The following is an 11309-nucleotide window of genomic DNA, read 5'->3' on the forward strand; positions in this document are numbered from 1 at the left end:
AAACATAAATATAAAAATAGATGAAATTAAATATTATAAAAATAACCAGTGTGATCGCTATTGCACTTATACTGGGAAGCTGCCAGAAGGGCGATTTATTATCTAACCCGAACGTAGCCAATGAGAACTCAAATATTCCGGTATCTCTTTTATTAAACCATTTGACCTGGAGCATGTACCGGGGCGGCGGTGTGGTAGAAAAGACTTCAAACGCAGTAGGTGAGGAACCATTTGGTCAATTGAGTAAATGGAATCAATTTACTGTTTCTACCAACGCTTATTACCGGGCAACGAATGCTTATGCTTTCAGTAATACAGCTACTGCATACGATTTGCTGAGATACGTGAAGCAAATGGAAAGCCAGGCGCAGGTACAGCTTGGGACTACCAATAGTGTTTATAGCGCATTAGGCAGATTCTTCAAAGCCTATAGCTTTGTCTGGTTAACCCAGCGTGTTGGAGATATTCCTGCCGGGGAAGCAGGGGATTCAAAGAACCTGACTCCGAAATTTGAAGCCCAGAAAGATGTCTATAAAAGAAGTCTTCAATTGCTGGATGAAGCCAATTCAATTATCACTATTGCGATTAAGCCAGGTGTTGGTGCAGACAATTCAAACCTGGTTGTAGGCGGAGATATTTATGGATTAACTTATCTGCAATGGCAAAAAGTGATCAACAGTTACCGTTTAAGAGTATTGATCAGCTTAAGTAAACGTGCCGATGATAATGCAGACCTGAACGTTAAACAGCAATTTGCTGATATCCTGAATAATCCGGGTAAATATCCTATTCAAACGGGTAACAGTGATAACCTTGCTTTTAAATACAATGCGACCGTAAATAAGTTTATCTATAACCCTGATGAGACTTATAACGTATTTGAAAATCTGGGCAAAACTTATCTTGACCTGACTACTGCAAATCAGGACCCGCGTACTTTTATAGCGGCGACGCCTGCACCAGCTGAAATTAAAGCAGGTAAAACAGTGAGTGATTTCACTGCTTATGTTGGTGGAAGTACTGCATTGACACAGAGTACGCTTTCTGCAAATGATGCGAAAGGCATGTATTCTTATGTAAACTATAAACGTTATTTCACCACTTTCACCGGGCCGGACCCAGCAGTCATGATCGGCTATCCGGAGTTGTGTTTTAACATTGCCGAAGCGATTAACAGAGGCTGGGCAGCTGGTTCTGCGGCAAACTGGTACCAGAACGGGATAAAAGCTTCGATCAGTTTCTACGGATTAACCGAAGGACAGAGTTATGATATCGGTGATGTTAAAGGGGTAACTTTAGGTAAGGTGACGATCAAAATCAATGATTTCCTGAACCACCCGAATGTGGTTTATAAAGGTGACAATGCAGACGGACTTAAACAGATCCTTCAACAAAAATACGTAGCCTTTTTTGAGAACTCTGCCTGGGAAGCCTTCTATAACTGGCGCCGGACTGGAATTCCCGAATTTGCCAATAACGGCCCTGGTATTAATCCTTCAGGTGTGATCCCAGTTCGCTGGCAATATCCGCTCGACGAGCAAAATAACAATACTTCAAATTATAAAGCAGCCGTTAGTGCGCAATATGGAGGTAATGATGAGGTGAATCAGAAAATGTGGTTACTTAAATAAACTTTGATAAATATATGAAAGCAATAGTCGTTTTATTCTTCTCCGCATTGGCCAGTCTGCAAGTTTCAGGTGCAACGGTTAATGATACTACCAGGTTAGTTCCTGTTCAGGGGGCTGTAAATTTCAGAGATCTTGGCGGTTATCAAACCAATGATGGAACACATGTGAAATGGGGTAAGGTTTACCGCTCCGCAGGAATCAGTAAACTAACGGATGCAGATCTTAAATTGCTGGCACAAAAGCATATCAAGTCTGTAGTTGATTTTCGGAGTGATGAAGAAGTAGCGAAAGCGAAAGACCGTTTACCTGCTGGCGCCTCCTACTTACAATTAGCTGCGGGTAGTGAAGGTTTGGGTAATATGATGGCTATACTGCCGAAACTTACTAGTGGAGACTCCTTAATGATCTCATTTTATAGTCAGACTGCACACTTGAAAGATAAGTACAAGCCATTTTTTCAGGAGTTGTTGAAAATGCCTGATACGGATGCTTTACTATTTCATTGTACCGCAGGAAAAGATCGTACAGGAATAGGGGCGGCACTCTTTTTACATGCCTTAGGGGTGTCTGATGAAATTGTTTTACAAGATTATCTGGCTACGAACGAATATCGTAAAGCAGAGAATGAGAAGATGGTGAAAATGATGACGCAATTCGGTATTAAGGAGCAGGTAGCCCGTGATATGGCTGGAGTTAAACCTGAATATCTGATTGCTACTGTAAAAGCGATTATGCAGCAGTATGGAAGTGTAGATCAGTTTATGACAGAAGAATTAGGCCTTAAAGCCGATGATATTGCACTTTTAAAGAAGAAATATACAAACTAACTCAATGCGAAACGGGCTGCCTTTATTCAAGGCAGCCCGTTTTTTTATTTGATATTATCTTAATTATTTAATCGCTTCTAATTTCATCAATCCATAAAATAAGGCTGAAGCATGTAAGGACTGCTCTATTTTATTGTCAACAAGAAGTTGTTTAACTTCTTCGATTGTATATTCTTCGACATTTAAGATCTCATGTTCATCCAGCTCCTGTTCTTGTGTTTGAATACCACCAGTTAACAGATAAGTAAATGTCCTGTTATCAGCTGTCGCCGGATTAGGATAAAGTGTTGCAATTAACTCACAGCTTTCAAAAGAATAACCGGTTTCTTCCAGTAACTCTCTTTTAACACCATGTTCCGGATCTTCTCCCGGCTCAATAACACCACCGGGTATCTCTAATGAAATGATATCTGCTGCATGGCGGTACTGACGCACCAAAATCAATTTGTTATCTTTTGTTAATGCAACCGCATTGGCCCAATCAGGATATTCCAGTACGTAATAATCATCTTTGACTGCACCGTTCTGTAATTTACAAGTATCTACGCGCAACGTCGCCCATCTTTCCTGAACCAGGTACCTGGAGGAAAGTTTTTCCCATTTTTTAATCTCCATTCGTTTGTATTGTATCAGACGTGCTGTTTTAAAAAATCTGTAACTGTTTTTTGACGGCTCAGATTGTTCATGTTTACCACATGATGTTTTACTTCCAGGGTCTGATAAGTCAGCTGCAATTTTTCTGCAACAGACTTATTTTCTTCAGTCAGTAGTGCAGGATTGAATTTGAGGTAAAGTACCTGTGAAAGAAATTCAAGCTTTTCTGAAGGAAAATTTTTCTCCGTCAGAAAAGCCATGAAATCTGTTGCATCACAAGCGACCAGATCTGAAAACAGGATTCCGAAATCGGATTCCAGCATTTCATTCAAACCATTGTCGGCCTCTTCCAGTCTGCCTTCCTGCTTTAATCCCAGGATTCTTGCTATTGCCTGTCCGAGTTTTTGAATCTCGGCAGTTATTAAATCTCTTTTATACATAGTTTACCAGCTTCCACTACTACCGCCACCACCGAAACTACCACCGCCGAAGCCACCAAATCCGCCGCCGCCACTACTGCCGCCACCGCCGCCCCAGCCACCGCCAGAACTTCTGCCGCTGCCTAATAACGCGCCCCAGAATAAAGCTTCTCCAACACCACGGCCGCCAATCACCTGGCCACCATCTCCGCCACCACCTTTTCTGATGATAATAATGATAACAACAACGATGATAATAATAACTAATATCCCACCAGAGCCACCGCCTTTTTTGGCTGCTCTCGGGTTATCATTTTTATATTCGCCTTTGGTATATTTGATAATAGCTGTAGTACCCGCATCCAGTCCGGCATAATAATCGCCAGCTTTAAATGCAGGTTTAATTTCATTTTCAATAATCCGCTTGGTAATAATATCAGGTAGTACACCCTCTACACCATAACCAGTCTGCATGGCAATTTTGCGGTCACCTAAAGCAACAACGATCATGACACCATTGCTGTTTTTAGCGCCACCAACACCCCAGCTTCTGCCCAGGCCCAATGCGTATTCGTTTATATCGTATTCACCCACACTTTTTACAATTGCAATCGCAATTTGTGTAGAAGTAGAGTCGTCAAATGCTACAAGTTTACTTTCAAGCTGTTGTTTCTGAGATTCAGACAGCGTGCCCGTATAGTCATTGACAAGTGTATTTGGTTTGGCAGGATAATCCTGCGCAAATGCACCTGTACAGAGTACGGTAAGAAATAATGCGATTAATATTTTCTTCATCCGGGCTTATCTAATTTGCTTCCTGCTTATCCATAAAAATAATATCATTCGGTAATTCATTAATATCTCCGCTGCGGTAAGGAAAATGTATTGCTAACTTTTCACCGATCAGTCCGATACCGGCAATCAGGCCGTTTGCAATATTTCCACCGGCAAAATGGGCCTGCATAGCGATTTGTGTAGTTTCCCAGAAATCTTCCGGTACTAATTTATGAATCCCTCTGTCGCCGATAATGGCAAATTTATGGTCACCATGAGCAAGGTAGATTAATACGCCATTTTGTTGTGACGTTTTATCCATACCCAGTTTAGAGAAATAGGCAGTAGCTCTTTCAAAAGCTTCACCTTTACAATGTTTTTCTACAGCAATTCTAATTTCGCCTGAAGTCAGCTTTTCAGCTTCTCCAATTGCATTGGTAATCAGGTCTTGTTCTTGTTCTGTCAGAAATGGCATAATGATCAAAATTAAACAGATAAGGGTAATACGTATCTTCTTAAAAGAACACGCATTACCCTTAAATATTATAAACGATTACTAAAATTCTACTTTAGGCGTATTTTGTGCTCCGGCATCAGCCTTGAAACCAGCTCTTTGTTTGAAACCAAACATACCAGCTGTTAAATTGTTAGGGAACGATCTTACTTTAACATTATAAGATTGAACAGCATCGTTGAAATCTTTACGTGCAACAGCAATTCTGTTTTCAGTACCTTCCAATTGTACCGAAAGATCACTGAACTGCTGAGTCGCTTTTAATTCCGGATAGTTTTCAGTCAATACCATTAATTTACCTAAGGCCTGGCCGATCTGACCTTGTGCAGCCTGGAATTTTTCTAGCTTTTCAGGGGTTAAATCATCTGCGCTTACTTTGATCTGGCTGGCTTGTGCACGTGCTTCAATGACAGCTGTCAAAGTACCCTGCTCAAATTTAGCTGCACCTTTTACAGTACTTACCAAATTAGGGATTAAATCAGAACGTCTCTGGTATTGTGTTTCTACCTGGTTCCATTTAGTTTTTACATCCTCATCCAGTTTAACCATGCTATTGTAACCACAGCTACTTAAGGTCGTTGTGATGAACAAGGCAGCGATAACTCCTAATATTGCTTTTTTCATTTTTATCATGTTTTGGTTTCTACGTGTTAATTTACACATTAGAACTCAATTTCCGTACCTTTGTTACATTTAAGGAGAAAAACCTGACAACTTGTATGTAAAAATATGAGTTCATACGTCTGATAGCCTGTTTTGGCAGTTATCCTGATTTTAATCTCAGTTTTCTTATCTTTGCGGCCATTCAGGATAAATACCTGACGTAACGTATGCAAAAAGAGATAGAAATCACCATCGCCCCGGAAGAAGCAGGACAGGAAGAACAGATTTTAAATAGGCTTTCCGCTGTTTTATCAACAGATAGAGAGCATATCAAAGGATACAAAATCCTTAAAAGATCTATAGATGCCCGTTCCCGTAAAGTTATCTTCAGGATGCAGGTTAAGGTATTCATTGATGAGCCCCGCCCCGAAGAAGAATTCACAGTCAATTATCCGGATGTAAGCGCTCAGAAAGAGGTAATCATTGTAGGTGCTGGCCCGGCTGGTCTTTTTGCAGCCTTACAGTGTATAGAAAACGGGATGAAACCCGTAGTGCTCGAACGTGGAAAAGACGTGAAACAGCGCAGAAGAGATCTTGCACTGATCAATAAAGAAGGTATCGTTAATACAGAATCAAACTATTGCTACGGTGAAGGCGGCGCTGGAACTTACTCTGACGGAAAGTTATATACCCGGTCTAATAAACGTGGTGATATCAATAAAGTACTTCAGATTTTTGTTCAGCATGGGGCTACAGATGATATTCTGGTAGATGCACGCCCTCATATCGGAACCAATAAACTTCCGCATATTATCACGGCTATCAGAGAAACTATCTTAAAAGCTGGTGGTGAAGTTCATTTTGATCAAAAGGTAACAGATTTTATCATTGAATCGGGAAAGATCAAAGGAGTAGTTGTTAATGAACTTTACACTTTAACTGCTGACTCGGTTATTTTAGCCACCGGACACTCAGCGCGTGATATTTATACTTTATTACATCAAAAAGGGATTCTGGTAGAAGCCAAGCCTTTTGCAATGGGGGTCAGGATTGAACATCCTCAGGCCATTATTGATGAAGCGCAATACCATTGCCCGGTTAGAAGCGAGTTTTTGCCACCGGCTTATTATAGCCTGGTTGAACAATTGGGCAGCAGGGGAGTTTTCTCGTTTTGTATGTGTCCTGGCGGGATTATCGCACCCTGTGCAACATATGAGAATGAGATTGTAGTAAACGGCTGGTCACCATCCAAGCGTAATAATCCTTTTGCGAATTCAGGAACAGTCGTTCAGGTTACTTTGGAAGATGTTCCCGGTGAAGATCCGCTGCGGATGATGAATTTTCAAGCTGAAATCGAAGAGAAGGCTTTTGCGATGGGGGGAGGTAATCTGGTGGCTCCCGCACAGCGGATGATCGACTTTGTGGAGGATCGTATTTCTGTCGATTTACCCAAAAATTCTTACTTGCCGGGTACAAAAAGCGTGATGCTGAAAGATATGCTGCCCGATTTTATTGCGATAAGTTTGAAAAATGCCCTTCCGCTTTTTGGTAAAAAGATGAAGGGATATTATACGAATGAAGCTATTCTGGTAGGAATTGAGAGCAGAAGTTCGTCACCGGTACGGATACCAAGAGACCGGGAAACCTTTCAACATCCTGAAGTTGCAGGGTTATATCCTTGTGCTGAGGGGGCTGGTTATGCCGGAGGAATTGTTTCTGCGGCGATAGATGGCATCAATTGTGCAAATGCTGCCCTGAAGTTTAGCTAAACAATTTAAGAAAAGTGCTGTTTTTATCAACAGTATCGCAGGAGGTTTAACGATACCGGAGCGTAAAATAGATAACGATGAAGAACACATTAATTATAGGTGCAAGCCCTAATCCAGCAAGATATGCTTACCTGGCGGCGAAAATGCTGACAGAGAAAGGCCATTCAATTGTTAATGTAGGTATTAAAGCCGGTGAGGTTGCTGGTATTCCGATTGAGAAACCTTTAGCAATTCATACCGATGTAGATACGATTACTTTATATATCGGGCCACATTTACAGGCTGATTATTTTGATTATATTCTTAAAACAAAGCCAAAACGTGTGATTTTTAATCCCGGAACTGAAAATGATGAACTGGAAGCGTTATTAAAGGAGAACAAAATAGAAGCCGTTGAGGCTTGTACATTGGTTTTATTATCTACTGGTCAGTATTAAAGTTATTCTTTTGATATAAGTAGTGGTGATAAATTACGCCGGAAGCAGTTAATAACAGGCTGAAAGGAAGATATAAGTTAGCTATAATCGCCATTATTGATAAGATCAGCAGAATGAATATATGTCTGAGATATTTTTCCATATCTTCTTTAACAAAATACAGCGACATCCGCAGATAGAGCAGAATCCCAGAACAAAGTACTATTCCCTTTAAGGTGTTTAAAATCGAAAATCCATTAAGGCTGCTATAAAAAAATAGTTCCGGTGCCATCAATATGAGTATTGTAACCCATGTGAAAAATAATTTATGCCAGTTATTGACTGGGAGGCTATTGACAAAGTTCATATAACTTTTCTCAAATTTTAACGCTGTTGAAATCAGGATACAATGTGAAATTGCAGCAGCCATTAAACCCAGCAAGTAAATTCTGACGTCATTACCATTAGTGGTAAACATCCAGATAATTGCTTTGAACAGTATAAAAGATAAGATTTTACACACGATCAGGGAAAGCGTCTGCTCTTTTAACATGGCATATAGCGGCCATGTCCAATAAGGTTTTTTTAGTGAGATTTTCGGAAAATTAAGTAGCCTGATTGCTGGTTTGAAGGCATAATTCACGGAACGAAAAGTGAAATAGGCCAGGCTGCCGGATATAATAATCATATAGCCGGCCAGTATGGCTGCGGATACATAAAAATGTCCATACAGTCCGCTTACCATGAGCATTAAATTAATAACGATTAGCGGGCTGTGTATAAAAAGATACAGTAGAAGCCAGTTCTGTAATTGTTTACTCTTTATTGCTGCGCTGCTGATTTTTACAAAATGATAAGTTGGATCGTTCAGTTGTTTTTGTACGAAGAACAGGCATTTGATACTAAAAACCAGGTTAATTAGTATTAATATACCCATGGCTATGGGCGATGAATTGATAGTCATACACAATGCTATCAGGTAATTTTTGAGATGATCTGGTGGTACTGCGCCAAAAATTATATAAAAAACGAAAAGAAACAGTCCGGCATGTTGTGCGAAAAATTCCCTTCCAAAGGTCTTTAACCATAATTTCAACATAGTTTCAACTGCTGATGCTCAATTTCAAAGACACCGCTCAGGGAAATTTTGGAAGCATCTGGTTCCTGATGGGAAGAAATCAGGAATATTTTACCTTCCTGAAGATGAGTTTTGATCAGTGTATAAAGAACTTCAATAGCAGCCTGATCCATGGTAATCATCAGCTCATCCAGAATGTATAATTTCACATGACCAGTAAATGCACAAATTAGTGATAGCTTTTTCAACATTCCGCTTGAATACCCTGCGATTTTGTTTTTCATATAATCGCCCATTTTAAACTCTTCAATTAGTCCGTCAACAGTTTTTCTATCTGCTTTTCGTATACTTAAATGATAATCTAAAAGATCATTTCCTGTAAGGAAGGCTGGGTATTGTGGTTCTGCTTCTGCATAACTGATCAAAGAACGGTAAGCTAGTGGATTATTGTTTAAAGTGATATTATCAATAGATACTTCACCTTTAAACGGGGCCTGTCCGGCAATGATTTTAAATAAAGTGGTTTTTCCGGCTCCGTTACTTCCTTTGATCAAATAGATGCCCTGTTTTACTTCCCAGTGTTCGAATTCAAAGACAGTATGGTTGCCATATTGCTTGTTCAGATTTTTTAAGCTTAAGGTTGTCATCGTTTGTTTTTAGATAGCAGAGAACTCACAATGTTACAGGGTGTTTTGATATCTTTTAATAGGATTAATTGCTAAAAGCATAAAACTTTGATAATTGATTACTATTTTAGATAAATAGGATACTTGTTGAGAAGAAATACTAGTCAAATGAAGAACCTGTCCTTGCTTAAAATAATAGTTTTTTACCTGTCACTTGGGGTTACAGCGCTTCTTATTGGGCATGGACTGATTGATTGGACTTCCATAGTTGTAAAGCATGACACGCTTTTAAATTTCCATGTGCTTCTGGATTTAATATTTATGGTGATTGGCGCCTTAATTATATTTTTTACAATCAGATTCTATCAGAAAAATCAGGAGGCTACCGAGTTAAACTATCAAAGACTATTTAATACCAGTCCGCTCCCAATTTATGTGATGGCCAAAGGAAGTTTTAAAATTCTTTCTGTGAATGCCGCAATGACAAAATTGTACGGCTATACCTTACAGGAATTTTCACAGATGACCACGCTGGATATCCGTCCGGAAGAAGAGCATGAGCGAATAAGAGATTTTATGAACCATTGTGGAGAGACTGATCCTGAATCTGAGATCTGGTTGCACCGGAAAAAAAATGGGGAATGTTTTTATGTGAAGACAACCTTTCATCGTATTCCTTTATTAAAGGAGTGCGCATATCTGGTCATGGTGGTAGATATTGATAAGTCAATTAAAGATGAGAAGAAGATTAATGATCTGCTTCATTTGTATGAAACGGTCAGCCATGCAACTAATGATGTGATCTGGGATTATGATTTCGTGTCTGATCAGCTGAAATGGATGCAAGGGTATAATGAAACTTATGGGTATCCAAAAGATTCGAGTCCTGATATTTTCAGGGCAATGCAAAAGATCCATCCTGATGACCGGTTTTCGGTCATGGAGTCATTTAATAAAATCCTTACAGATAAACAGAAATACTTTTTTGCAGAATACCGGTACAGGTGTGCTGATGGTTCTTTCAAGTATATCAGGGATCGTGGTTATGCAATTTTTGATCAGTGCGGACAGCCTGTCCGAATGATAGGGGCAATGCAGAATATTGATAAACAGAAAAAATATGAGCAGCAGCTGCTAAACCAGAATGAGCAGCTTAAAGAGATTGCGTGGTTAAATTCTCATCAGGTAAGAAGACCGTTGAGTAATATGCTTGCGCTGATCAGCTTGATTAAAGATTCCCCTGGTAATCAGGATATGCTGGAATTAATCGACTTTCTTGCTGTATCTTCTAAAGAGTTGGATGATGCAGTTATTATGATCAACAAGCAAACCATGGAAGGGAAAGCTGCCCGGCTTTCTGAGGATGTTGCTTAATATAATATAGCTTAAGATTTATTTTTTAATGAATTGGCCCGTAAGATATGGGCTTGATACTATTCTGATGTAGTAAACGTACCCCCGGATTTATCATCTTCACGACGCAAATCAGTCATTTTTATCTCTATTCTTCTCTAAATTCTTCGTAATCAGACTGCTTTTGAGCTGAAGTAAAGTAGAAGCAGTAAAATAACGGTACGAGTCAAGCGAATCCAGTACAATTATAGTAGAGAAGTGCCACTGTAGTGTATTAGAACGACATTGGGACGACCTTGGAATGAGGTTAGAATGACTGTGGTCATTGCAAGGTCATTGCAAGGTCATTCCAACCTCGTTCCAAGGTCATTCCAAGGCACTATTCAACACGGTTTCAACATATGTTCTTAAGGTCAAGGCCATGTTTTGGGTTTTTAACTACGCTATATGGTATAATAGTGTTGTTTTAAAGGTGGGACTGCCCTGTTTGTGAGCAGGGCTTGCAGTGTTTTTTATTGTTTAAAGCGCCAGTAGTTATCTGCTGTAAAGGTTTCTGAGGGTTTTGAAACCGTAATCCCGGCCTGTTCTGGCTGCGGGGGAATTTAGTTTGAAGTATTTCGTGTTGGAAATCATGCAGTTAGGGAATGTATACAATTATTAGTGTGATATTGTTTGGCAGACGGGATAATTTTCCTACTTTTGCAT

At 39.7% G+C, this 11309-nt stretch carries 12 protein-coding genes; 5 read left to right on the top strand and 7 right to left on the bottom strand.

From position 1 onward, the window contains the following. The first annotated feature begins 20 nt into the window (after positions 1-20). A complete protein-coding gene (locus HDE70_RS26010) occupies positions 21-1631 on the top strand; it encodes a SusD/RagB family nutrient-binding outer membrane lipoprotein (RefSeq protein ID WP_183892277.1) in 1611 nt (536 codons plus the stop codon). Between the two features lie 14 nt (positions 1632-1645). Beyond that, positions 1646-2458, top strand: coding sequence for a tyrosine-protein phosphatase (locus HDE70_RS26015; protein ID WP_183892278.1), 813 nt, complete (start codon positions 1646-1648; stop codon positions 2456-2458). Positions 2459-2521: 63 nt separating this feature from the next. Here HDE70_RS26015 and HDE70_RS26020 read toward each other — a convergent pair whose 3' ends face one another. The 5 genes from HDE70_RS26020 to HDE70_RS26040 form a co-directional block, all read right to left on the bottom strand. Beyond that, positions 2522-3073 (bottom strand): NUDIX hydrolase, encoded by a 552-nt coding sequence (locus HDE70_RS26020; RefSeq protein ID WP_183868812.1) that lies wholly within the window; start codon positions 3071-3073, stop codon positions 2522-2524. Between the two features lie 14 nt (positions 3074-3087). Further along, positions 3088-3492: a hypothetical protein gene (locus tag HDE70_RS26025; RefSeq protein WP_183892279.1), complete on the bottom strand. Its 405-nt coding sequence runs from the start codon at positions 3490-3492 to the stop codon at positions 3088-3090. Between the two features lie 3 nt (positions 3493-3495). Continuing rightward, complete coding sequence (locus HDE70_RS26030) at positions 3496-4266, bottom strand: TPM domain-containing protein (RefSeq protein WP_183868816.1); 771 nt, start codon at positions 4264-4266, stop codon at positions 3496-3498. A gap of 10 nt (positions 4267-4276) precedes the next feature. Beyond that, positions 4277-4720, bottom strand: coding sequence for a TPM domain-containing protein (locus HDE70_RS26035; RefSeq protein ID WP_111636433.1), 444 nt, complete (start codon positions 4718-4720; stop codon positions 4277-4279). A gap of 81 nt (positions 4721-4801) precedes the next feature. Then, positions 4802-5383, bottom strand: a complete 582-nt coding sequence (locus HDE70_RS26040) for a LemA family protein (RefSeq protein ID WP_068406961.1) — start codon at positions 5381-5383, stop codon at positions 4802-4804. Positions 5384-5589: 206 nt separating this feature from the next. Here HDE70_RS26040 and HDE70_RS26045 point away from each other — a divergent pair, with 206 nt between their 5' ends. After that, on the top strand, positions 5590-7131 hold the full coding sequence (locus HDE70_RS26045) for an NAD(P)/FAD-dependent oxidoreductase (RefSeq protein WP_183892280.1): 1542 nt from the start codon (positions 5590-5592) through the stop codon (positions 7129-7131). 77 nt (positions 7132-7208) lie between these two features. Continuing rightward, a complete protein-coding gene (locus HDE70_RS26050; protein ID WP_183892281.1) occupies positions 7209-7568 on the top strand; it encodes a CoA-binding protein in 360 nt (119 codons plus the stop codon). On the opposite strand, the gene HDE70_RS26055 is transcribed toward HDE70_RS26050, so the two are convergent. Beyond that, on the bottom strand, positions 7552-8646 hold the full coding sequence (locus HDE70_RS26055) for a hypothetical protein (protein WP_183892282.1): 1095 nt from the start codon (positions 8644-8646) through the stop codon (positions 7552-7554). The genes HDE70_RS26050 and HDE70_RS26055 overlap by 17 nt on opposite strands. Beyond that, positions 8640-9272, bottom strand: coding sequence for an ABC transporter ATP-binding protein (locus tag HDE70_RS26060; protein WP_183868824.1), 633 nt, complete (start codon positions 9270-9272; stop codon positions 8640-8642). The genes HDE70_RS26055 and HDE70_RS26060 overlap by 7 nt, the downstream gene beginning before the upstream one ends. Before the next feature lie 147 nt (positions 9273-9419). Here HDE70_RS26060 and HDE70_RS26065 point away from each other — a divergent pair, with 147 nt between their 5' ends. After that, on the top strand, positions 9420-10625 hold the full coding sequence (locus tag HDE70_RS26065; RefSeq protein WP_183892283.1) for a PAS domain-containing protein: 1206 nt from the start codon (positions 9420-9422) through the stop codon (positions 10623-10625). Positions 10626-11309 lie beyond the last annotated feature (684 nt).

It is taken from the genome of Pedobacter cryoconitis, from assembly GCF_014200595.1.
In the GTDB taxonomy this organism is placed as follows: domain Bacteria; phylum Bacteroidota; class Bacteroidia; order Sphingobacteriales; family Sphingobacteriaceae; genus Pedobacter; species Pedobacter cryoconitis_C.